At 52.9% G+C, this 25,099-nt stretch carries 14 protein-coding genes and 2 pseudogenes; 6 read left to right on the forward strand and 10 right to left on the reverse strand.

Translation table 11 applies throughout. The annotated features are described in order from the left end of the window. Window positions 1-617: 617 nt before the first annotated feature. Both BLO43_RS12230 and BLO43_RS12235 read right to left on the reverse strand, forming a co-directional pair. Complete coding sequence (locus tag BLO43_RS12230; protein WP_368086143.1) at window positions 618-1,007, reverse strand: surface-adhesin E family protein; 390 nt, start codon at window positions 1,005-1,007, stop codon at window positions 618-620. A gap of 421 nt (window positions 1,008-1,428) precedes the next feature. After that, the gene (locus BLO43_RS12235; protein WP_090907289.1) at window positions 1,429-4,809 is read right to left on the reverse strand and encodes an efflux RND transporter permease subunit; all 3,381 of its coding nucleotides are present in this window, start codon (window positions 4,807-4,809) and stop codon (window positions 1,429-1,431) included. Window positions 4,810-5,114: 305 nt separating this feature from the next. On the opposite strand from BLO43_RS12235, the pseudogene BLO43_RS12240 reads away from it, so the two are divergent. Continuing rightward, window positions 5,115-5,350: pseudogene (locus BLO43_RS12240) on the forward strand (transposase); the annotation flags it as partial. A 110-nt stretch (window positions 5,351-5,460) separates the two neighbouring features. Here the strand turns inward: BLO43_RS12240 and BLO43_RS12245 are convergent. The 8 genes from BLO43_RS12245 to nadC form a co-directional block, all read right to left on the reverse strand. After that, complete coding sequence (locus BLO43_RS12245; RefSeq protein ID WP_217628066.1) at window positions 5,461-7,227, reverse strand: efflux transporter outer membrane subunit; 1,767 nt, start codon at window positions 7,225-7,227, stop codon at window positions 5,461-5,463. Further along, window positions 7,224-8,489 (reverse strand): efflux RND transporter periplasmic adaptor subunit, encoded by a 1,266-nt coding sequence (locus BLO43_RS12250; RefSeq protein WP_074633174.1) that lies wholly within the window; start codon window positions 8,487-8,489, stop codon window positions 7,224-7,226. The genes BLO43_RS12245 and BLO43_RS12250 overlap by 4 nt, the downstream gene beginning before the upstream one ends. 1 nt (window position 8,490) lies before the next feature. Further along, complete coding sequence (locus BLO43_RS12255; RefSeq protein WP_090907291.1) at window positions 8,491-11,775, reverse strand: efflux RND transporter permease subunit; 3,285 nt, start codon at window positions 11,773-11,775, stop codon at window positions 8,491-8,493. A gap of 155 nt (window positions 11,776-11,930) precedes the next feature. Next, a complete protein-coding gene (locus tag BLO43_RS12260; protein WP_254773455.1) occupies window positions 11,931-12,944 on the reverse strand; it encodes a ComEC/Rec2 family competence protein in 1,014 nt (337 codons plus the stop codon). Between the two features lie 531 nt (window positions 12,945-13,475). Next, entirely contained in the window at window positions 13,476-14,252 is a 777-nt protein-coding gene (locus BLO43_RS12265) for a gamma-glutamyl-gamma-aminobutyrate hydrolase family protein (RefSeq protein ID WP_090907292.1), read from the reverse strand. A 19-nt stretch (window positions 14,253-14,271) separates the two neighbouring features. After that, complete coding sequence (locus tag BLO43_RS12270) at window positions 14,272-15,387, reverse strand: YbdK family carboxylate-amine ligase (protein ID WP_090907293.1); 1,116 nt, start codon at window positions 15,385-15,387, stop codon at window positions 14,272-14,274. Continuing rightward, window positions 15,384-16,592, reverse strand: coding sequence for a cation:proton antiporter (locus tag BLO43_RS12275; protein WP_090907294.1), 1,209 nt, complete (start codon window positions 16,590-16,592; stop codon window positions 15,384-15,386). Before BLO43_RS12275 ends, BLO43_RS12270 begins: the two co-directional genes overlap by 4 nt. A 539-nt stretch (window positions 16,593-17,131) precedes the next feature. Further along, window positions 17,132-17,992 (reverse strand): carboxylating nicotinate-nucleotide diphosphorylase, encoded by an 861-nt coding sequence (nadC, locus tag BLO43_RS12280; RefSeq protein ID WP_090907295.1) that lies wholly within the window; start codon window positions 17,990-17,992, stop codon window positions 17,132-17,134. Between the two features lie 75 nt (window positions 17,993-18,067). Between nadC and BLO43_RS12285 the strand changes: the two genes are divergently transcribed. From BLO43_RS12285 to BLO43_RS12305, 5 genes and pseudogenes are all read left to right on the forward strand, one after another. Further along, complete coding sequence (locus BLO43_RS12285) at window positions 18,068-19,549, forward strand: FMN-binding glutamate synthase family protein (RefSeq protein ID WP_090907296.1); 1,482 nt, start codon at window positions 18,068-18,070, stop codon at window positions 19,547-19,549. A gap of 95 nt (window positions 19,550-19,644) precedes the next feature. Next, the gene (gene clpB, locus BLO43_RS12290) at window positions 19,645-22,254 is read left to right on the forward strand and encodes an ATP-dependent chaperone ClpB (protein WP_090907297.1); all 2,610 of its coding nucleotides are present in this window, start codon (window positions 19,645-19,647) and stop codon (window positions 22,252-22,254) included. A gap of 199 nt (window positions 22,255-22,453) precedes the next feature. After that, window positions 22,454-23,344, forward strand: a complete 891-nt coding sequence (gene dapA, locus BLO43_RS12295) for a 4-hydroxy-tetrahydrodipicolinate synthase (protein ID WP_081346761.1) — start codon at window positions 22,454-22,456, stop codon at window positions 23,342-23,344. Between the two features lie 86 nt (window positions 23,345-23,430). Next, on the forward strand, window positions 23,431-24,504 hold the full coding sequence (gene bamC, locus BLO43_RS12300) for an outer membrane protein assembly factor BamC (RefSeq protein ID WP_175443948.1): 1,074 nt from the start codon (window positions 23,431-23,433) through the stop codon (window positions 24,502-24,504). 92 nt (window positions 24,505-24,596) lie between these two features. Then, window positions 24,597-25,099: pseudogene (locus tag BLO43_RS12305) on the forward strand (hypothetical protein); the annotation flags it as partial.

Here is a 25,099-nt window from a genome sequence, read left to right on the forward strand (position 1 = left end):
GATTGTCCCCAGTTGTTCATCACCGTCCGTCGATCGGCAAAAGTGCGGTAATTTGAGACAAAGCCCCTTCAAGATCAGGAAATAGAGTTGGGTCGCGAATGTTCATGGTGTCTAGGGCCTGTTAACACTTATTTTGCACCCGCGACGGTGACGGATTTCATCCAGCACGAGGCATGAGCCATGCGGCGGAGCAGGCCTCCGTAAGCGGCGAGTAACGAAGGGCTGGATGCAATCCGTCCTGTCCCTTCGGGTTGCGCACAAAAACGCGGCATCCGCGTTTTTGTGTAGCAACGCGAGTTCGAAATAAGTGTTAACAGGCCCTAGCTTCATCCTTAAAAAAGGCTGGAATGAGGCGGGATGCGAAGTTTGATCGCCTTATAATCCTAAATCCGGTAGTTGGACGGGGTGAAGTGTGCGGTTTTTGGGGTGCGGGGCAAGGCGAAATGACGCGGAATGGTCATTCCATTCCAAGGAGTTGCAACGCAGCCCTGTGCAGCAAAAACTGTGCAGTTCACCCCGTAGTGGCCTCACCCAAAAGGTGAGAGTCAAGTAATAAGAAATATTGTTATTAATCATAACACTGATCTATTAAGTGAGCGATCAACTACCTGCGCCTTTTATTTCTTGGGACATAAAAGTGTCATTAATTCTTCCGACATGCTCTGCGGTACTATATCTATGTATTCAATATCTTTTTCTGTATAAGAATATGAAAAGAAAGGAGCTCTGTTTGTACTATAGGCATACATAGCCGTCCTGGCAAACTTATGTTCATTACAATTTATATTTCCCCTGGTTACGGTGTAGCGGTAGTCCTTAAAAGATGGGTCCATTTCAATTGATTTTTTTAAAACATCATCTGTTACCACAAATTTTTCCCATACAGAAATAACACCGTTTCCCAAGTCCCTTATCCTGCTCTTATCGTAATAAGCAGGTCCGGTGGTGCCAAGTGCAAACTGTACCCATTCCGCACTAGAGCTTGTGGAAAAAATTGCCATTAACATTGCTGCCAAATACCTCATTTTGGCATCTCTACCGTGTCATTAGAAATCCTGTCAGGCACCAACCTAAATGGCGTTTCCATCTTCTCTCCTTTTGTCGGTCATGTGGTCGTCGGTCATGCCCTATTGTATGACGTTTCCCCGAAAACCGGACAATTCGAAACCACAGGCGGGTCACTTCTGACGTTTCCCCGAAAAAGAGGAAAACCCCGAGGGCTGGCCCACCGGGGTTTTATCTCTTACCAGCCGCGTAGCTAGGTGGGCTACCACTGGCCGTCATGGTTTTCAGGCACTCATGGCTAATCCTGGTTCGTGAAGACACCGATATGAAAATTTCATGAATGAAACTGGTGCTGCATCTCCGCTGGCTTCCAAGCTGCGCTAACCCACCTACTTTCAGTAGGTGGTAGTTTAGTTGATTTTTTCATATCAGGAATTTCCGAGTTGAGGAACGATTTCCTTGTCGCCGGGAACGCTTTCCTTGTCGGCAGAACGCTTTCCATGTTGAGGAACTCTTCCCATGTTGAGGAACGCTTCGTGCGTTATACATAATGGCATACATACAGGGGACAAAAAATAGCGTATATCCCGTTGCAAACGTCAAGCCGCCAATAACCGCACGGCCCAGCGGCGCATTGGTGGATCCTCCCAAAGCCATCGGAAGCATGCCCATGATCATGGCTGCCGCAGTCATGAGAACAGGACGAATCCGGGCTTTGCCGGCCTCAATGGCGGCTAGCAGCGGGTCGCCATGCGCTTCGATGCGCTCCAGCGCATAGGACACGACCAGTATGGAATTTGCCGTGGCCGTTCCCATGGCCATGATGGCGCCTGTCAGGGCCGGAACGGAAATATTCGTTTGGGTCAGGAACAGGGCCCAGGCAATGCCTGCCAAAGCGCCGGGCAGGGCTGTAATGATGATGAAGGGAATCAGCCATGATTGAAAATTGATGACAAGCATGAGATAGATCAGCACAACAGCCGCTACGAGGCCGATAAGCAGTTCGCCATAGGTGCTGACCATAGTCTCGGCCTGGCCGCTGATTTTAACAGTGGAGCCGCGGGGAAGCTCATCCTTCATCTCGTCGACAATTTTCTTGACGTCCTCCAGCACGCCGCCAAGCGCCCGCCCTTCGGCAGATGCATACACTTCAATCAACGGCATGACACCCCTGTGGGTGACCAGACCGGGCGTGCCTACCGGCGATTTCTTCGTCAGATTGCCCAGGAGTTGATAATCCTCATCCAGGCCCGCCTCCCCCACCGTCTTGACAGGAATGGTGTTCAAGTCATTAATACTTGCGACTTGATGTTGAGGATTATAGATGTTGATCTGGTATGACATGCCGGTCTTCAGATCCAGCCAGTATTTCTGGTCGATCTGCTGGGTTCCGTTAGTCGTTATCAGCATATTCAGGGCAATATCCGATTCGTTCCTGTCAACATCGAGTCCATACGTCCTTTGGCCTTCAACCAACAGGGTGGGCGTGCGCATGGTTTGCTGGATCACCACATCGGAAGAACCTGGGATTTTACGAAGCTTGTTTTGCAATTTGCGCGCGAATTCGTAGTTTGCGTATATATCCATCCCCTTAACCTGAACATCAATCGGAGAAGGGGAACCGAAATTCAGGATTTTCGCTATCAGATCGGCTGGCTGAAAGGTGAATTCGCTCCCCGGATAGCGCTCTTTCAGACCTTTATGGAGAATTTTCCGAAGATCCCACACTGCTGATTTATCGTCGAACAGGGTGATCGTCAGGTCGCAGTCCTGCGACCCGATCGTGGGCGTCGGAATAAACGCCATGTTATGCGGCCCGACGGGTATGCCGCAATTGCTGATGATTTCTTCAACCTGCCCGGGGAGCATTCGTTTGATATCATCGGCAACAAGAGTGGTGATGCGGTTTGTGGCTTCCATCCGTGTGCCGAGAGGCGCCCGCATATGCATCTGGATGATCCCTGACCTGACCTCGGGGAAAAAATCGCGGCCGTTGAAGTAGAACAGGATAAAAGAGACAAGCGCGAAAGACAGCATGATCGTTGCGAGCCGGCGGCGATTTGCAATTGAGTATTCGAGCAGCTCGCCATACCAGGCACAGAATTTAAGAAAGCGAACCTCGAATCCCTCCTGAAAACGGGAGAAAATCCCCAAATGATGCTTCAACCTCTGCAGAAAACTTGCAAACCTCCCCACTGGCTTTTCCTCGCTCTGATCACCATCCTTTTTGTGCTTTTCTGCGTGATTCCGCTGAAACCTTGCAAACTTCCCCTCCGGCTTTTCCTCACTCTGGCCGCCATCCTTTTTGCGTTTTTCTGCGTGAGGACGCACCAGAATATATTTTGCCAGGGTCGGCACGAGCGTAAATGACAGGATGAAGGATGCCAGCATGGCAAATATCACCGCCAGCGCCATTGGCTTGAACAAAAAGCCCGATACGCCGGAAAGCGTGAACAGTGGCAACCAGACAATGGATATGCATAATGTAGAGAGCAGCGTCGGAATAACGATTTGGTTTGCCGCATCGATGATTGCTTCATCGAGTTCCTTACCCATTTTCAGGTGAGTATCGATGTTCTCGGTCATTACTGCCGCGTTGTCGACAAGAATTCCTACCGCCAGCGCCAATCCGCCCAGTGTCATGACATTCAACGACTCGCCCAGCGCTTGTAGGCAGATGACGGAGGTTAAAATACACAAAGGAATTGAAGTCGTAATGACTATCATGGGACGCCACGAGCCGAGCAAGAGCATGGCGATCAAACCGACAAGCAGGCCTGCGATCAGTATCTCATGCATCACCTCGTCGATGGATTCCCTCACGAAGATCGATGCATCGTTGAGGACTTCAACCTCCACATGGGGCGGCACGATTTCCTTAATAAGCGGAAGGGCCGCCTTGACGTCGGCGACCACGTCCAGGGTCGACACATCACCACTTTTCATGACGACAATAGTGACGGCCTGTTTACCATCCACAATTATAGAGTTTGTTTGCGGTGGACCCGCGAGTTGAACATCGGCGACGTCACGCAAAAAAATGAAGGAATTTCCTTCCCTCTTTATCGGAATATTGTTGAATTCATCGATATCCGGCGGCATCGCGTTTGTCTGGACCATCCAGTCGGTAGGCTTGATCTTCATATCGCCCGCGGGCAGCACCGTATTCTGGCGATCGAAAGCCGCATGGATATCGGTTGGCGACAGATTGTGATCCAGTAACTTGTTTTTATCGAGGGATACCAGAAGCTGTATGGGCTTTCCACCGTAAGGATGCGGAACAATCGCCCCCGGGATCACTACAATCAGGGGTCTGATTTGCGTGTAAGCAAGATTATAGAGTGCTGCCGGCGTCATCTTGTCCGAGGTAAACTGCAGCATGACAACCGGTACCGAAGATGCTTCCAGGCGCATGATCATCGGCGGCGAAATATCCGGCGGCAACGCCTTGACAATCGTCTGGCTTATCGCTGTGACTTCCGCTTCTGCGCCAGCGAGGTTGGTTTGGGGCTGAAGGAAAATATTGGTGATACTGATGCCATAGTAAGCCTGGCTGACGATGTCCGAGATACCTTCCACCGTCGAGGTCAACATGCGTTCGAAGTAAAAAGTGATACGGCCCGACACATCCAGCGGCAACATGCCGGCGTAAGCCCAGACTACAGCGATCACGGGAATTTTGATGGTGGGAAAAATATCTATGGGTGAGTGCCGTATCGCTTTGATTCCAAATATAACGATCAGGATTGAAAGAACCACGAAGGTGTAAGGTCTGCGTAACGCGATAAGTACTATCTGGTTCATATGTTTTCCCTTATACCTTCGGTAAAAAAATTCACTTACCTACAATATTGCTCTCCGGCCGAGATTGTCAGAAGCAGCCCGCCTGTAGTTTCGAACTGTTCAATTTTGGGAGAAACATCATGAAGTAAGAAGCAGGAGAAATCACTAGCAGCCTGTCGGACTTAAAGGAAATCGGCTGCAAAAGTATCTGGCAGGTCTATATTTCGCCGCTTTTTCGACCAATAGAACAACTATTGGCCTTCAAAATCGTCAAAATCTATTCTCACCCAGTCACATTTTCGCTTCGATTCTTCAAGTCCGACAGACTGCTAGGGGGTTTCAAGGCGAAAGGGGCGCTGGCGGCGCTGCGCAGGGATAAAACCCTGATCGAGATTGCACAGCAACATGAGGTTCACCCGAACCAGGTGACGGAATGGAAGCGGCAACTGCCGGAGTGGGCTGCGGAAGCGTTTGACGGTGGGGCGGCGAGCAGGAAGGAGACGATCCGGATCTTAAGGTGCTGCATGCGAAGATCGGACAGCAGGCGCTGGAAATTGATTTTCTAAGCGGCGCGCTCACAAGGCGAAATTGCTGACGACCACTCAATCGGCCGCATGCGTTAACAGTCCAACATCTATTCCACTTAACATATCTCACGATCAAATTTACCTGCTAATGCCGGGTTACAGGCAAAATTGATGAGAGGTCCGACAGGCTGCCAGGATCCACATTGGGAACCAGGGGCTGTGTCAAATTATTGTTTTTGTTGTTACTGGCGCCAGGATCCACCAATGGAACCCATGGAACCAGGGGCTTCATCAAATTATTGTTTTTGTTGTTTCTATCGACAGGATCCGCATTGACGTCAATTCCGCCGGCTGGCGTTGGCTTATCAAGACCAGAATATTGCAATATGCCAAAGGGTTGAATTTGATTGTCAGCGGGCAATTGGTCGCGGTTCCAGCCTCCTCCAAGCGCACGAATAAGCGCCACCGATGCTTTCAGCAGATTAGTCTTGATCTGTACAGAATCGATGCTTGCCGTCAGTGTCCCGAGCTGGGCATAAATGAGTTCAAGGCTGGTGGCCAAACCGCCCTTATAGAGGTCCATGGTAAGGTTTTGTGTGGTACGTGCGGCTCCGACGGCAGCGTCCTGCCGTTTGGCGGCAATATCCATCCAATAGGTCTGGGTCAGGTTATTTTCAACCTCACGAAAGGCATTCAACACTGTCGAACGATATATATTTTCTGTCTCGCGATAGACCGACCAGGTTTGCTGCAATTGAGCCCGGCGATATCCGCCCTGGAAAATCGGAATGGAAAAAGAGGAACCATAGGCCCAGAAGCTGTTAGCCAGGCTGAGCAGATTGAGTCCGGAATCCTCAAGTCCTCCTCCGAGCCGGAAGGCCACATCCGGAAAGAAAGCGGCACGTGCAATTCCAATGGTGCGGTTGGCCTGTGCCATCCGGCGCTCCATTGCGGCAATATCGGGCCGACGCTCAAGTAAAGTAGATGGAATTGTCTGTGGAAGGCTAAAATGCGCGGTAAGGAGTTCATCTACCGGCTCGATCTTAAAGCTGGCCGGAGCGAGATTAAGGAGAATTGCAATGGCCTGCTCCGCCACCTTGCGATCACCGTGCATCAGGGCCAATTTTGACTCGGTAGCAAACAGCAGCGACTGGGCTCGTGCTACGTCAAGATTAGAGGCGATCGCGCCTTCAAACTGAGTCTCTACAACATCCAGTGAGTAGTTATAAAGGCCAATCGACTGTCTGTAAATCGCAATTTGCGCATCTAATCCACGCAGTGCAAAATAATTCGATGCAATTTCCGCCTGAAGAATAAGGCGTGCGAGCCCATAATCGGCCGCACGTTCTTCAGCACGATAAATTTTGGCCTGTGCTGCATTCCGAAGTTTCGACCAGAAATCCGGTTCCCAGGTTGCAATTCCATCCATTATGACTTGAGTATCGCTGTCAGGTTCTCCAGGCGCACGAAAGAGGGTATGATCGGATTGCCTGTTATTGCTGCCACCGAACCCAAAGCCGAGTTGCGGAAAATATCGAGACCGTGCCTTCATCATTGCGTTGCGCGCTTGAACGAACCGTTCAGCTGTTGCCTGCAAGTCTGGATTGGCTGCAATCCCCTGCTCTATAAGACCGTTTAGAATTGGATCGTTATAGAGTGTCCACCAGTCGGGCCGGAGCGCATCATCCGACGGTTTAGCCTTGACGAAAGAACTCGTTCCCTCCCAGGAATCCGGAACCACAAATTCAGGCGCTTTATACTCGGGTGACAGATCGAATGCGGGAAAGGGAATGCTGGCGCAAGCCGCCAGGCTGGCCAGAAGTAAAAAACTGCCAAACCTTACCCCGAGACGACAGAAATGTGAAATGTGGGTTCCTTTTTTACGCCGCAAGTCAATCATGATTAGTGTCATGGTGCATGTGATCCGTTTAACGCTTGTTTTACCCTCGGATCTGGCATTTCCGAATGTGAGGCTGGTTTCGATGACTCCGGCGCCGGCTCTTTTGGCTCGTTGATCATGTCGTATCCCGGTGCAGGCGCAACAATGGTCACCTTGTCACCTTCAAGTATGGCAGCGCTGGGATTGTTTATAATCCGGTCCTCTGTTGAGATGCCCTCGCTTAATTCGACAGTAGCGTCGAGGATTCTTTGTATTTTGATCGGCTTGAAGTGAACAGTGTTGTCGTCTTGCACCACGGCCACTCGCGTCCCCATCTCATCAAATACCAGTGCGCTGGATGGGATGGAGAGGTGTCTATTTTCAACATCCACGGTCAGATTGACTGATGCATAGGAACCCGGCCACAGATCCTTCTCTTCGTTTTCAATCACGAATTGGGTGACCACCGTACGTGTACTCACATCGAAGCCGCGGGCAGTAGTCAAAAACTCGGCTTCAAATTTTCGACCGGGAAATTGGGGCACAGTGAGATTGGCTTTCAGGCCGTCATGCATCAGGGCGCCGAACCGCTCGGGCACACTGACAAACAAACGCAACCGGGTGATGTCCGCGACAGTAAAAAGATTACGGACCTCCCCTTGCGGTGTACTGATCGTGCCTTCCTTATTGATGAAGTCTCCCACATTGATGGCGCGGTTGATGACTACGCCGTCATACGGCGCAATAATTGTTTTAAACCCGATCAATGCTTCAAAGTTGCGGACATTCTGCATAGCGGCATTGACCCTTGCCTGTTGGGCTTTTGCTTCGGCCACCTTTACCGAAATCGCCTGCTCGGATACCGCCTGGTTTTTGCGCAAGGCGATCCACCGGTCCGCAGTAAGTATGGCGAGGTCATTAAGGGCCACTTCCGTCGCCAGATCCGCCTTGGCTTGCCGGTATTGGGCATCGAGCGCCGGCGCGTTGATTTCGGCAAGGACATCTCCTTTCTTGACTCTCGCCCCCCAATCCGAATGCCACATCTTTACATACCCGGATACCTGGGCATAGATCGGCGCCTGGAACCATGCCTGGATCGTACCTGGAAGCTGGATGGTTTCTTGAGCAGGCAGGTGCTCGGCCTTGACGATAGCCACGGTCCGAACATCATTCTGCATCGCCTTTTCTGTTAAAGAATCCATATGATTACGGGATTCCATGACTCGGTAACCCAGATAGACAACACCAAGAACTACCGCAAGAATCACAATACCTTTTTGACTTGATTTTTTCATATCAGGAATTTCCGAGTTGAGGAACAATCTCTTTGTCGCCAGGAACGCTTTCCTTGTCTTTAGGAGCGCTTCGTGCGTAATACATGATGGCATACACAGCCGGGACAAAGAACAGGGTATATACCGTTGCAAACATCAAGCCGCCAATGACTGCACGGCCGAGCGGCGCATTGGTGGAGCCTCCCAAAGCCATCGGAAGCATGCCCATGATCATGGCCGCCGCAGTCATCAGAACAGGTCGAATGCGGGCTTTGCCGGACTCGATGGCGGCCAGCAGCGGGTCGCCGTGCGCTTCGATACGCTCCAGCGCATAGGCCACGACCAGTATGGAATTTGCCGTAGCCGTCCCCATGGCCATGATGGCGCCTGTCAGGGCCGGAACGGAAATATTCGTCTGGGTGAGGAACAGGGCCCAGGCAATGCCTGCCAAAGCGCCGGGAAGGGCTGTAATGATGATGAAGGGAACCAGCCATGATTGAAAATTGACGACAAGCAAGAGATAGATCAGCACGACAGCTGCTACGAGACCGATAAGCAGTTCGCCATAAGTAGTAACCATATTCGCGGCCTGGCCGGCGATTTGGACGTCGGAGCCGCGGGGTACTTCTCCGTCCATCTCCGCGACGATTTTCTTGACGTCATCCAGCACGTCGCCCAGCCCCCGCCCTTCGGCGGATACATACACTTCAACCAACGGCATGATGCCCCTGTGGGTGACCAGGCCGGGCGTGCCTACCGGCGTTTTCTGCGTCAGGTTGCCCAGGAGCTGATAATCCTGATCCAGGCCGGTTTCGCCCTCTCGCTTGACAGGAATCCTGTTCAATTCATTGGTGCTTGAGACAAAAGGTTGAGGCTGATAGATGTTGATCTGGTATGACATGCCTGTCTTCAGGTCCAGCCAGTATTTCTGGTCGATCTGCTGGGTTCCGTTGGTCGTTATCAGCATATTCAGGGCAATATCGGATTCGCTCCTGTCGACACCGAGTCCATATGTCCTTTGGCCTTCAACAAACAAGGTGGGCGTGCGCATGGTTTGCTGGATCACCACGTCGGAGGAGCCGGCGATTTTACGCAGCTTGCCTTGCAATTTGCGCGCGTATTCGTAGTTTGCGTAGATATCCATCCCGTTAACCTGAACAGTAATCGGAGAGGGGGCACCGAAATTCAGGATTTTCGCTATCAGATCGGCTGGCTGAAAGGTGAATTCGCTCCCCGGATAGCGCTCCTTCAGACCTTTATGGATAATTTTCCGGATATCCCACACGGCTGATTTGTCGTCGAACAGGGTGATCGTCAGGTCGCAGTCCTGCGTGCCGATCGTGGGCGTCGGAATAAAGGCCAGGTTATGCGGCCCGACGGGTAAGCCGCAATTGCTGATGACGCCTTCAACCTGCCCGGGAAGCATGCGCGAGATATCCTCCGAAACCAGCGTTGTAATGCGGTTTACGGCTTCTATCCGTGTGCCGAGAGGCGCCCGCATATGCATCTGGATGGTCCCCGACCTGACCTCGGGGAAAAAATCGCGGCCGTTGAAGTAGAACAGGACAAGGGAGAGGAGCGCGAAAGCCAGCATGATCGTTACGAACCGGCGGCGATTTTCAATGGTTCGTTCGAGCAGCCCGCCATACCAGGCGCAGAATTGAAGAAAGCGAGCCTCGAATGCCTCCTGGAAACGGGAAAAAATCCCCATATGATAATTTAACTTCTCCTTGAAACCGGCAGCCTTCCCCGCCGGCTTTTCCTCGCCATGGCCGCCTTCCTTTCCGTGCCCTTCCGCATGTCCTTCTCCGTGTCCTTCTGCGTGAGGATGCTTGATAAGATATTTCGCCATGGTCGGCACAAGCGTACGCGACAGGATGAAGGACGCCAGCATGGCGAATATCACCGCCAGCGCCATCGGCTTGAACAGATAGCCCGATACGCCGGAAAGCGTGAATAGCGGCAGCCAGACAATGCATATGCATAATGTGGCGAGCAGCGTCGGAATAACGATCTGGTTTGCCGCGTCGATGATTGCCTCATCGAGTTCCTTGCCCATTTCCAGGTGGGTATCGATGTTCTCGATCATCACCGTCGCATCGTCGACAAGAATCCCTACCGCCAGCGCCAACCCGCCCAGCGTCATGACATTCATCGACTCTCCCAGCACCTGCAGGAAGATGAGGGATGTTAAAATACACAACGGAATGGAAGTCGTAACGACTACCATGGGACGCCACGAGCCGAGCATGAGCATGACGATCAAACCGACAAGGATGCCGGCGATCGCCATCTCATGCGTCACCTCGTTGATGGATTCCCGTACGAAGACCGATGCATCGGTGATGATTCTAACGTCCACATGGGACGGTACGATTTCCTTGATGCGAGGAAGGGTTGCCCTGATGCCGTCGACCACGTCCAGGGTCGACGCCTCGCCGCTTTTCATGACGACAATAATGACGGCCTGTTTACCATCCACGATGACGGAGTTTGTTTGCGGCGGCCCTGCCAGCTGGACATCGGCGACGTCGCGCAAGAAAACGAACGAATTTCCTTCCCTCTTGATCGGAATATCGTTGAATTCCGGAATCTCCGGTGGCATCGCGTTTGTCTGGACCATCCAGTCGGTCTGCTTTATCTTCATATCGCCCGCGGGCAGCACGATATTCTGGCGATCGAAAGCCGCATGGACATCGGTTGGCGATATATTGCGAGCCAGCATCTTGTCTTGATCGAGGGATACCAGAAGCTGCTTGGGCTTTCCACCGTAAGGATGCGGAACAATCGCCCCGGGGATCACGACAATCAGGGGCCTTAGCTGGTTATAAGAAAGATTGTAAAGGTCTGCCGGCGTCATCTCGTCCGAGGTAACCTGCAGGCTGGCTACCGCTACCTGAGAGGCTTCCAGCCGCATGATCATGGGCGGCGAAATATCCGGCGGCAGCGCCTTGACAATCGTCTGGGCTATGGCTGTGACTTCCGCTTCTGCGCCAGGGAGGTTGGTGTGGGGCTGTAGAAAAATATTCGTGATACTGATGCCGTAGTAACACTGGCTGACGATGTCCGAGATACCTTCCACCGTCGAGGTCAAGAAGCGTTCGAAGAAAAAAGTGATCCGACCCGACACATCCGTCGGCAACATGCCGGCGTAAGCCCAGACCACGGAGATCACGGGAATCTTGATAGTGGGAAAGACGTCTGTTGGCGAGTGCCGTATCGCCCTGATTCCAAAAATGACGATCAGGATTGACAGGACCACGAAGGTGTAAGGTCTGCGCAACGCAATCAGTACTATCTGGTTCATACTATGTTTTCCCTTATACCTTCGTTAAAAAATTCATTTACCTACAATATTGCACGTAAGGATGAGGCAATTTTTTGTAAACCTTTATAAAACAATACAGTTACCTAAGCCGCATAAAGAAAGGAACTGTCACTGACGATTATTACGACTCAAGTTTAGACGTTCAGCCTCCAGCCCTTGCGCTTCCAGACGGTCTGAACAGGGTTATTGCCGATCCCTTGCCAAACCCAGGAGTTGATCGCCGGGCAGAATATCGCGGGAGAATGGGAGGGGCGGGAGTCGGACCGCCACCGTTGTTCCAGAGAATCTCGTCCCCTGGCCGGCATCGTCCGGGTCCGGTTTGCGCCAGGCGCTATCATCCGATTCGTCTTCGTTATGTATTGCCCGATCGCTGCGTCGGCGTATATCTCGGCAGATTGCGATGGCCAGATTGGCTGCCCGATATCGATAAGGTGGACGTTACAGTATCGGTCCTCGGTATCGAACCGTAGCTGGTTAGGAAGTGTTTTGGCAATTAAGAGGAAGATGGCGCCGAAGGCTGCAGTAGCGGGATTGTTTCCCGACGCAATGGCAATCGCCGCAGCGACCGAGGATATTTTTGCGATATTTTTGCGTCTCCCGGTTTCGCCGACTTGAAGGGTGGGAAAGCTCTGGAAGCTCTGAAGCTTGTTGGTATGCTCCAAGGCATAATCAAATCCAATCTCGGCGGCCTCGTCGTCTGTCTTTCCGACAGCCCGGGGGAAAACAACTTGGCACATTGTCAGGATCTGGTTTACGTTCAGGCCGCAAGCTCCAAAGATCGTCGCCGATGCAGCCACGGCTCCGCAGGCGATTTGCTGGGGGCGAGTGCCTGCTGCGGCCCATTTCGCCGCATTTGCCACCGCGTTCGAGATGGCCTGGCTTACGACTCGCATGTTGTCCGCATTCAGGAGTCCTATGACTCCCCCTGAGTGGTCCTTGTCGTAGTGGCTGACGAGAATATGATCGAGGGGGTAACCGTAACCTCTGAGGATGGGATCGATAAAGTTGTGGACTGTCTCCGCATACCCAAGCAGTCCACCATCGATCAATATCGTTCGGTGTCGCCCGGCTGCCACATCTGCCGCAACAACGAACGCACTTTCTCCCTGCCTGACGTCAATCGTATGGATGGTGAGTTGCAGAGCCATGAGCTTCCAAGTTCTCCCTTCCAAGATAAACAAATAATTCTCACACCTGAGAGCGTTTTGCTGCTTGCTATCGACTGATCAGCGTAGGCTTAAGTTACCATGCCTCCTGTCAGAGGAATATGATGTATTGGTGGTCATTTTGTGAATCCTGTCAAGGAGATATGATGTATTGGTGGTCATTTTGTGAATCCTGCAGCCTGAATCATTCAAGAAGCGTTGGCGGCTGCAGAGCCTCGTATGAGAGGGGAAGTGCTGACCGAAGCGCAGGTTTCTGCTCTGGAGAAGAAGCAGGACGGCCTGTCTTTCACCACTGGAAACACTCATGCTTTTATCACCGATCCCAAGGGATGGGTATGAGAGACCGTGGTACTTTAGGCGGGTGTACAGCGTAGCCTGAGATATCAACGATACGGGGCAGGTCGTGGGTTTGTCTGGCACAGGCCGTAGAGGGCATTCATCATCCGGTCGTTCGTCGCCTGGTCGAACTTGCGAAACAGGCGCATCACCGCCTTGAAGTTGGGAAATCTCGGTTCATACGCGTTGTTTTTTAGCGGCGCCAAGGAAATCATCCAATATGGGGCCTGAGTCAAGGAGTTCGCTGGCGCCGGCGTGAAACTCGGGGTGCCATTGAAATGCGACGACATAGGATTCCCCGCGCATGCGGATGGCTTCGATAATGCCATCGCTGTCGGATACCGCCTCAACCAGCGAGTCCCGTCCCAGCCGTTTGATTGCCTGATGGTGAATGCTGTTGACAAGGTGTGTTTCCGTGTCTTTGTACAGTCCGGCCAGCCTGGAATTCTCCTCGATATGAATGGCATGCCGGTGCTGGTCGTATAGCACAGGGTCTACGTGTGAAATGGCATTGGGGTGTTCAGTGACAATATCCTGATAGAGACTTCCGCCCAGCGCAACATTGATAAGCTGCAGCCCGCGGCATATCCCCAGTATGGGTTTGCGCTGTACCACACATTCCCAGAATAGCTCTATTTCGTAAAGATCCCGCACCCGGTCACCTGACCACTCCGGTCGCGCGGGGATTTCGCCATAAGAGATGGGGCTGACATCCGCGCCGCCTTGCATCACCAGGCCATCTATTTCCTTGACATAGTCGCTCACACGCACACTGGAGCGTTCCACGCCCCCCGACTCTATGGCAGGCAGCATAAAAACCAGCGCACCGCGGCGCATGATCCAGTGGGCAACAGTCTGCTCAAGATACTGTAGGGTTTTGTTGCGGAAACCTAGTTCCGCGGGTGGATGATGCAGGATACGCGGCGACAGGCCGATACGTAGCGGGCGTGTCATGTGAGGCGGCTACGGATCCTCAGTTACTCATCCACAAATCGGCCTGCAGCTGCATGACATCGCCGAGATTGTGTTCACGCGCATAAGTCTGGCGCAACCAGTTTGTGCCGTTGCCCGTAATAAGTAGCTCGCGAATACGTTCCATGGCTTCCATCGACCGTAATTCCGCAGCGTGGCCGGTGATGCGTGTCAGCATATCGGCTATATCATCGCGAATGCTGCGTTGTTCATGAGTGCGCGGATCGATAAAAATCCCTTCAAGTCCAAAACGGCAGGCCTGGAAACGATTGAATGTATAAACCAGATAATCGTCTTCTTCCGGAGCAACGCGCTGTTCCACCATAATGTAACGTGCCATCGCCTGGATATAGCAGGCAATGGCGGCGGCGATTTCAACGGTGAGCGGAGTATCGCATACCCTTACTTCAATGGTGCCGAACTCCGGTTTCGGACGAATATCCCAATAAAAATCCTTCATCGATTCAACTACACCGGTCGTGGTCATTTTTTCGAAGAATTGTTCGAAATCATCCCAGCGCAGTACGAAGGGCGCACGGCCGCTCAATGGGAAAGAAAACACCGAATTAAGGCGTGCCGAGGCAAATCCTGTGTCATGGCCTTGCACGAACGGGGAGCTGGCCGATAGCGCGATAAAGTGCGGTATATAGCGCGAGAGCATATGCATGAGATGGAGCGCCTCATCCGGACCGGTGCACCCGATATGGACATGCTGGCCGAATATGGTGAATTGCTTGGCCAGATAGCCGTACAGTTCGGATAGATGGTGAAAGCGAGGCGCATCAAAAATCTTCTGTTCGCTCCAGTGCTGGAATGGATGGGTACCGCCGCCGGCGACCGCTACATTGAGAAAACGTCCTGCATCCGATACCACGTTACGCAATGAACGCAACTCTTCGACCAACGCACCATATTCATGCTGTACCGAAGTATTGATTTCAATCATGCTGCGGGTCATTTCCGGTTTGACATCTCCGGGATGCGGAGTTCTTTCAATCCGGCGCAGCATATCGGGAGCTGAGGAAACCAGGTTGTAATCATTACAACTAAGCAGTTGCAGTTCAAGTTCCACACCGATACTTAAGGGCCGGGATGGTGCAAAGGACATCAGGCTCATGTTTTCTTCTCCGGTGTTTCCCCGGCTGACTTGAGCGCTTTTTGCACTAGAATGGGCCCCGACAACTCGAGTATGACGATGCAACTCATTAGCACCAGCCCCATTCCTGAGCCAAAGGCAGGAAACATGGCGCTTGTATCCAGCGTCAGTAGAAGCGCAACACTGGACATGGGTGCAAGCGCAATACCCAAAGCCATGGTTTGGCGCAGGCCAATACCACTGTAATGCCCCAGTATGAGTACGGACAACAATTTCGCGGCCGAGCGTACGATAATGAGCAACAAGACCAACAGCAGGCCTGAGCTTAGGCCCCCGAGGTCAGCTGCCAAACCATTGGCAATAAACATCAGTACCACCAGGACGGCGCCGGCGGAACCAAAATGGGGCGGAAAAGTTCGTGGACGCTGGCGCTGGTAGCGTGTAATCAGACCGGCCGCGAGTAATACGAGGATGGGGCTGAGCTTGAGTGTTGACGCCATGATAGTCGCGAATGCAATCATGCCGAACAAGATAAAGGAAAAAGTTTCCTCATGTTGTCCTACGTAATGATGGATGCGTTCAAACGTAATACCGAACAGCCATGCCAGCAGGGCCGATCCACTGATGAGATAGAGTGGGGGCAACACGGAGTGAACAAAGCCCGTGCCGGTTTCGCCATGCATGAAAGCGACGGCCAGCTTATGAAAAATAACGGCATAGATACAATTAAGCGCGGTCATGAGCAGAAGCCGGTCAGTCACTTGACCTTGGGCGCGTGATTCGGTTACGGTGCGTACCACGATGGCGGGCGAAGTGGCAATTGTAATGGTGGCGACAACCGCCGCAGTGATGCCGGGAATGTCGAACCACGACAGCAGTAAAAACACAGCAAAAAAAGTGGTAATCGCTTCCAGCAGACTGGTAGCGGCGATCCAGGGATTGGCTTTAAGCCAGCGCAGATTCACCTTGCTTCCCAGTTCGAACAGCAGAATACCGAGCGCCAGATCAACCACTAGCCGCCATTCGACATCCGGCAGCTGTGGGATCAGGCCCAGTCCGCCGGGACCCAGCAGTAGTCCAATACCGATATAGCCGACGATACGCGGCAATCTCGCGTAGCGCACCAGTGCTTCGCCCACAAGCACGGCCACCACCAGCGAAAGCGCAAGCCAGAGCGCGGGGCTGACAGATAACGGCCAGAGTGGAAGGTAACTGGACCAGGTCATGGGGGAGTACGGAAGAACAGCAGGAAGGTGCCTGTTCCAATAGCGTCGAACGTTATTTTCAGATGCATCCGGCCTCCTTTGGGATAATGCGGATGTTCGGTCTGTACCCTGAGAACCTTACGGAATCCCTAGATTGGACCCCAGCTTGTATTAATCCGGTGAGGCTGATTGTGGTGAGGTACTGACTCGATATCGGATGAGATGCCCCGGATTATAAACCATGAATGAGAAGAGGTATAACCCTGGGCGTGATTTGGCGTAAGAATCAGGGAAATGAAATAGACCTTCCCTCTCCACGGTACCGAAGTGTACCGGACTGTAATTTTTGATTAGGGCCTGTTAACACTTATTTTGTACCCGCGACGGCGACGGATTTCATCCAGCACGAGGCATGAGCCGCGCGGCGGAGCGGGCCCCCGTAAGCGGCGAGTAACGAAGGGCTGGAGGAAATCCGTCCCGTCCCTTTGGGGTGTGTAGCAACGCGGGTGCAAAATAAGTGTTAATAGGCCCTAAACAGTCAGCACAAGGAAAAATCCATTTCATTGCCCTGCAAAACGGGTGGAGAATCGCATCGATAAATCCACTGCGTTGATATCCTTGGTAAGACTGCCGACCGAAATTCGATCCACCCCGGTTTCCGCTATAGCACGAACGTTTTCCAGCGTGATTCCTCCCGATGCCTCCAGCACTGTTTTCTTATTAGTCAATTGTGCGTTCAGTGCAACCGCCTCGCGCAATCCGTTGAGATCAAAATTATCCAGAAGAATCATTTTTGCCCCGGCATCGAGGGCGTTGCGCAAGTCATCCAGCGTTTCCACTTCAATTTGAATGAATACCCCCGGAGGAGCAACTTCTTCCGCTGCACGCAGGGCCCGGTCGATGCTGTCTGCCGCGATAATATGATTCTCCTTGATGAGTATGCCATCGTATAAACCCAAACGATGGTTCGTACCGCCGCCGCATCTGACCGCGTATTTTTGTGCCAGCCGCAGTCCGGGCAGGGTCTTGCGAGTGTCCACGATCTTTGCTCCGGTTCCCGATACCGCCTCCATGTAATATCGCGTTTGTGTTGCGACCGCCGATAGTAATTGCAGAAAATTCAGCGCGGGGCGCTCCGCCGTAAGTAGTATGCGGGCATTCCCGGTTATCCGGCACAGTTCTTGTCCGGCATTAATTGCCATGCCGTCCTGTGCCAACCAACACAATTCGATTTCCGGCGCCAGATGCCAGAAACATGCTTCAAACCATTTTGTACCGCATAATACCGCGTTTTCTCGGCTGATAACGCTGGCAGTGGCGGTCTTCCCGGCGGGAATCAGAAGCGCCGTGAGATCACCCGTACCGATGTCTTCGATTAGCGCCTGGTTGACGTTATTTTTGATCGCTGTTTCCAGATCCATGAAATTATTCTGAGACCTTCTTATTATGTTTGCGGGAATGGAGTATTTTAGCCGAATGCGATGGTGGAGGGCGTTATGTCTGAGGTACTCAAGGTAGTTTCCTACGGTTTTGGCACGATCCTTGGTTTGATCCTGATCGGGATCACCGTGTTCTGGTTTATCCGGGATATAACCCAGAAGAAGCATTCCATCCTGCGGAACTATCCCGTCATTGGGCATCTGCGATTTCTCTTCGAGAAGCAGGGGGAATATTTCCGCCAATACTTCTTTTCCGGTGACAGGGATGAGATGCCTTTTAATCGCGCTACCCGGACGTGGGTGTACAAGAATGCAAAGAACGAGGGCGGTATCGTGGGGTTCGGTTCTACCAACGATCTGCGCGAGCCCGGCTCGATCATTTTCGTCAATGTCGCTTTTCCGGTACTGGAGCGTGAGCGGCTGCCGACCCCGTCGCTTACAATCGGGGACGCCTATTGCGAACATCCTTTCCATGCCAAATCCATAATCAACATCAGTGGCATGAGCTATGGCGCAATCTCGGCACCCGCCGTGCGCGCGCTGTCGCTCGGTGCGGCGGAGGCGGGATGCTGGCTGAATACAGGGGAGGGTGGGCTCGCGCCTTATCATCTGGAGGGGGGCTGCGACATCGTTATGCAAATCGGTACCGCCAAGTACGGTATTCGTAATCACGACGGCAGTTTTTCACCGGCACGGGCGAAGGAACTCGCCAGGGTAGTCAAGGCATTTGAAATAAAGCTCTCCCAGGGCGCGAAACCCGGCAAGGGCGGGATGCTGCTGGGCGTCAAAGTGACCGATGAAATCGCTACTATTCGGGGCATTCCCGTCCACCATGATTCCATCAGTCCCAATCGTCATATGGATATCAGTAATGTGGATGAACTGCTCGACAAGGTTGCTTATATTCGCGAACTCACCGGGCGTCCGGTGGGCGTTAAGGCTGCCATTGGCGGTTGGCACTTTATCAATGAATTATGTGACGCGGTGAACCGCCGAGGTCTTGAATATGCCCCGGATTTTCTTTCCATTGATGGCGGCGAAGGTGGCAGCGGCGCCGCGCCCCAGACCCTGTTCGACCACATGAGCTTGCCCATTGCCGAAGCATTGCCGCGAGTGGTGGATGCATTACTGCAATCGGGCTTGAAGAACCGCGTACGCGTGATCGCGGCAGGCAAGCTGGTGACTGCCGCGCGGGCGGCATGGGCGCTATGCGCAGGGGCGGATTTCATCAATAACGCCCGTGGTTTCATGTTTTCACTGGGCTGCATCCAGGCTATGCGTTGCCATACCAATACCTGCCCCACTGGCGTCACTACCCATAACAGACGTTTGCAGCGCGGCCTCGTGGTGGAAGAAAAATACTTGCGTGTGGCCAATTACGCCAGAAACATGAATAAGGAAATCGATATGATCGCCTACTCCTGCGGCTTGCATCATGCCCGCCAACTGAAGCGCGAGCATGTACGTATCGTGGAAACCGCAGGCAAAAGCGTGGCGCTCAACATCCTGTATCCTTATCCGGAAGAGCCTCAGCATTGAACCCGGGAAAGCAGGGATTGCTCCAGTGTACTATCTTGAAATTGGGGCTCAGCTCCCAAATATAGTTGTCATCCCTAATTGACCGAGGAAATCTCATGCGTTTCGACAAGTTAACCACCAAATTCCAGCAGGCGCTCGCCGATGCACAGAGTATCGCGGTGGGCCAGGATAATCCCTATATTGAACCGCAACATCTGTTGCTTGCGCTTTTGCAGCAGGAGGACGGCGCAACGACTTCACTGCTGCAACGGGCTGGTACGAACGTTCCGCCCCTGCGCGAGGCATTGAAAAAAGCGATAGAACGTTTACCCAAGGTCGAAGGTACTGGAGGAGAAATCAACGCCTCACGCGAGCTTGGCAATCTGCTCAATCTTGCCGACAAGGAAGCGCAGAAACGGAGCGATCAGTTCATCGCATCAGAAATGTTTTTGCTGGCGGTGTGTCAGGACAAAGGTGAAACGGGAAATTTGTTAAGACAGCACGGCGCCAATCGAGCAGCGCTGGAACAAGCGATTAGCGCGGTGAGAGGAGGCGAGAACGTAGGCAGCGCGGAAGCCGAGGGCAGCCGTGAGGCCTTGAAGAAATATACGCTTGATCTTACCGAGCGCGCACGCGCGGGCAAACTTGATCCAGTCATCGGGCGTGATGATGAAATCCGCCGTACCATTCAGGTATTGCAGCGGCGCACCAAGAATAATCCGGTTCTGATTGGCGAGCCGGGTGTGGGCAAGACCGCCATTGTCGAAGGCCTGGCGCAGCGCATCATCAATGGTGAAGTACCGGAAACTTTGAAGGACAAGCGGGTGCTCTCGCTGGATATGGCTGCATTACTGGCTGGAGCCAAGTACCGTGGCGAATTCGAGGAACGTCTGAAATCTGTTTTGAAGGAGATTGCCCAGGCTGGAGGCAGTGTCATTGTTTTTATTGACGAGCTTCATACCATGGTGGGCGCGGGTAAGGCGGAAGGCGCCATCGATGCGGGAAATATGCTCAAACCCGCGCTGGCCCGCGGCGAGCTGCATTGCGTGGGCGCCACCACACTGGACGAATATCGTAAATATGTCGAAAAGGATGCCGCGCTGGAACGGCGTTTCCAGAAGGTGCTGGTGGATGAGCCGACAGTGGAAGCGACTATTGCTATCTTGCGCGGATTACAGGAAAGATACGAGCTGCATCACGGTGTCGATATTACTGATCCGGCCATTGTGGCTGCGGCTGAACTCTCTCACCGCTACATCACCGATCGCTTCCTGCCGGATAAAGCCATCGATCTGATCGATGAGGCGGCGGCAAGAATTCGTATGGAAATCGACTCCAAACCGGAGTCGATGGACAGGCTCGACCGGCGTCTTATCCAGCTCAAGATCGAGCGCGAAGCGGTCAGGAAGGAAAAGGATGAAGCCTCGCAGAAGCGCATGAATTTACTGGAAGATGAAATAATGAAGCTGGAGCGCGAGTACGCCGATCTGGAAGAAATCTGGAAGGCGGAAAAATCGCAAGTGCAGGGTTCTCAGCATATCAAGGAGGAGATGGAAAAGGTCAAGCTGGAGATAGAAGCGGCTACGCGAAAAGGAGATTGGCAAAAAGTTTCGGAACTGCAATACGGCCGTATTCCACAATTGGAAGCCCAATTGCAATCGCAACTCAACACCCAGGAGCGCCAGAGCGGAACGCCTGGGCAAAGCGGTGTAGAAAATAAGCCGAGGTTGCTTCGCACTCAGGTGGGTGCGGAAGAAATCGCTGAGGTGGTTTCCCGCGCGACCGGCATCCCCGTTTCTAAAATGATGCAGGGCGAGCGTGAAAAACTTCTGCATATGGAGCAGAAACTGCATGAACGGGTGGTGGGCCAGGATGAAGCGGTCCGCCTGGTATCCGATGCCATCCGCCGCTCGCGAGCCGGGCTTTCGGATCCCAACCGGCCTTATGGTTCTTTTTTATTTCTTGGACCCACCGGCGTAGGTAAAACGGAGTTGTGCAAGGCACTGGCGGGGTTTTTATTCGATTCCGAAGATCATTTGATTCGCATCGACATGTCCGAGTTTATGGAAAAGCATTCGGTTGCGCGGTTGATCGGGGCGCCACCCGGTTATGTGGGTTACGAGGAGGGGGGCTACCTTACCGAAGTGGTACGCAGAAAACCTTATTCGGTGATTCTGCTGGATGAAGTCGAGAAGGCGCATCCCGATGTATTCAATGTCCTGTTGCAGGTTCTCGATGACGGGCGCATGACTGATGGCCAGGGACGCACTGTGGATTTTAAAAATACGGTAGTTGTCATGACTTCCAATCTCGGTTCGCAAATGATCCAGCAAATGGCGGGCGACGATTACCAAGTCATCAAGCTGGCGGTGATGGGCGAAGTGAAAACCTATTTTCGTCCTGAATTTATCAATCGTATCGATGAGGTGGTGGTATTTCATGCGCTGGATGAGAAGCACATTCAATCCATCGCGCGAATACAGTTGCAATACCTCGAAGCGCGGCTGGCAAAGCTCCAGATGAACCTGAACGTATCGGATGCCGCGTTGGCAGAACTTGCCCAAGCTGGTTTCGACCCGGTTTTCGGCGCTCGTCCGTTGAAGCGCGCGATCCAGGCACAGATCGAGAACCCGTTGGCAAAAGAAATACTGGAGGGCCGCTTTGGCGCCAACGACATCATCACCGTGGATTGCCGAAACGGAGCGATCGTTTTCTCGAAGGCATGATCCTGAATCGGGCAGTTGACCGATCATATTTCATATAGAAGCGCGGGATTGGACAGCGCAGGGGATGCCGCGACCACCCATCCCACTGCGGATTGTCCTTTTCGGATTCGTCCGATAGCGATGCGTGGCATGATATCGCGAATATTCTTGGGAGTTGCGAGATTCAGGTAAAATATCGCTTTTTTGCCGGATAGATGTCATGCGTAGTGTGGAAATGAGAGGTAGTCTGGTCGCTATTGTTACGCCGATGCACGAAGACGGCGGACTGGATCTGGAGCGTTTCCGCGCCCTGATTGATTATCATGTGCGGGAAGGAACCGACGGCATCGTGGTGGTTGGCACTACGGGCGAGTCTCCAACAGTCGATTTCGATGAACATCGACTCCTCATCAGTATCGCGGTGGAGCGTGCTGCCGGGCGCATGCCGGTGATTGCCGGTACGGGTGCGAATTCCACGCGGGAAGCTATTGATCTGTCGGTCTACGCGAAAGATGCGGGTGCGGACGCGAGCTTGTCTGTGGTTCCTTATTATAATAAACCCACCCAGGAAGGTTTATACCGGCACTTCCGGGCAGTGGCGGAAGCGGTGGATATTCCGCAGATTCTGTACAATGTGCCCGGCAGGACGGTGGCGGATCTGGCCAATGATACCGTGCTGCGGCTCGCCGAGATTCCCAATATTATCGGCATCAAGGATGCGACCGGTGACATGGGGCGTGGCTTTGATCTGTTGTGCAGGGTTCCGCGGGATTTTTCGGTTTATAGCGGAGATGATGCAAGCGCCCTGGCGTTGCTGTTACTTGGCAGTCACGGCGTGATTTCGGTCACTGCCAATGTTGCGCCAAAGCTGATGCATGAAATGTGCATCGCGGCGCTAGCGGGGGATCTTGCCGCGGCCCGTGCCGTCAACGCCAAGCTGTTGAGGTTGCACCAGGATTTATTTATTGAAGCCAATCCGATCCCGGTAAAGTGGGCAGTCGCCCAAATGGGGCTGATAGGTCCCGGCCTGCGTCTGCCTTTGACGTCACTGTCGGATCAATATCATCAGATTGTCAGAGAAGCGATGGATCAGGCTGGGATAGTCCTATAAATGTGCGGGTGAAATTTGCGATCCAGAGGAGTTGAGTGTTACACATAAGATGGCGGATAGCGGTTGCGTTATGCCTGGCGGCAATGATGGCAGGCTGTCATATACTGCCGGAAGCAAAAAAAATCAATTACAAATCGGCGGGTAAGCTTCCGCCACTGGAAGTGCCGCCTGATTTGACCGCGCCCGGTACGGATGAACGTTATGTTGTGCCCGATATCAATCCATCGGGAAGTGCGACCTTCTCCGCTTATAACAAAGAGCGCAACAAGCAGCCTGCTGCTGGTGGTGGTGGCACTTCTGTTTTACCTGCCTCTCCGGATGAAGGCGTGGTGCGCATGGAACGTTCCGGGACTCAGCGCTGGCTGGTGGTAAGGGGGGAACCGGAAGCAATATGGCCCGTTGTAAAGGAGTTCTGGCACGAATTGGGTTTTCTCATCAAGATAGAAATGCCGGCAACCGGCGTGATGGAAACCGACTGGGCGGAGAATCGCGCCAAGATTCCGGATGATCTTATTCGCAACGCTCTTTCCAAAATTCTGGATACATTATATTCGACCGCCGAGCGTGACAAGTTTCGTACCCGTCTGGAACGGGGGGAAGGGGGCACCACCGAAATTTATATTAGTCATCGTGGCATGGACGAAGTGATGGAGGGCAATGTCCGCACAGTATGGCAGCCCCGTCCGCCCGATCCCGAGCTGGAAGCCGAGATGCTTGCCCGTCTGATGATGCGCTTTGGCGTTGAGGAAGAACGCGCCAGAACAGCATTGGCTAATTCTGGCACTGTCCAGGAGCGCGCCCGCATCGACCGTGAAAAGGGTGGGATACTTACCTTGAACGAGCCATTCGACCGCTCCTGGCGCCGCGTTGGATTGGCGCTTGACCGTATCGGCTTTACTGTCGAGGATCGTGATCGTTCCCAAGGTATTTATTTCGTGCGCTATATCAACCCTGATGCGGATAATCGTACTGGCGGCGGTATGCTTTCGAAACTTCTCTTCTGGCGCGACGATGCCAGCGACAAGCCGGATCAATACCGTATCCAGCTTAGCGAGGCGGAAGCAGGCAGCGAAGTCAAGGTGCTTAATAAGGACGGTGAGCCGGAGAAATCCAATACCTCGGGGCGAATACTGAATCTCCTCTATGAACAGTTGAAGTGATCGATATCAAATTCCATTGCGTACCGCATGCTCTGTAAACGGGAACGGATGCATCTCCCGAGAAAGAGAACCCTCTACTAAAATAGCGGAACATGAAAGCCCTGTTTTTTCTCCGTCATTATAACGACATTGATCATATTACCCCGGTGATCTACAAGTGGATTGATTCGGGGCATACATGCGATATTGTGCTGATAGGAAACTCGCGGTTTCGCAATGACTACCGCATTGAATTTCTGCGCAAGCTCACTGGCGTGCGCATGGCCCACATCAGAGACCTGTTGCCGCCGGTTGAATTTGCCCGCTGGTTTCTGCAGACGCTGCTACTGATCCGCAGCTTGCGGCGCCCTTTCATAGGCCCGATCATGGCGGCACTGGCGAAATCATATGACGCCAAGCAACGCGCACCGGTATGGAACAGTACCGCCCAACGCCTGCTAACCCGCAGCTTTGGGGACGCGCAGGAAGGTGTGGTGGTATTTGACTGGATCGAAAGAAATTCCTCCATCTGCCTGGAATGGGTCAAGATAGTCCTCTCGACAGCGCGCACCATGGGACTTGGCACCGTATCGCTGCCGCATGGAGACAGCCCGCA

It is taken from the genome of Nitrosospira sp. Nsp13, from assembly GCF_900101945.1.
In the GTDB taxonomy this organism is placed as follows: domain Bacteria; phylum Pseudomonadota; class Gammaproteobacteria; order Burkholderiales; family Nitrosomonadaceae; genus Nitrosospira; species Nitrosospira multiformis_D.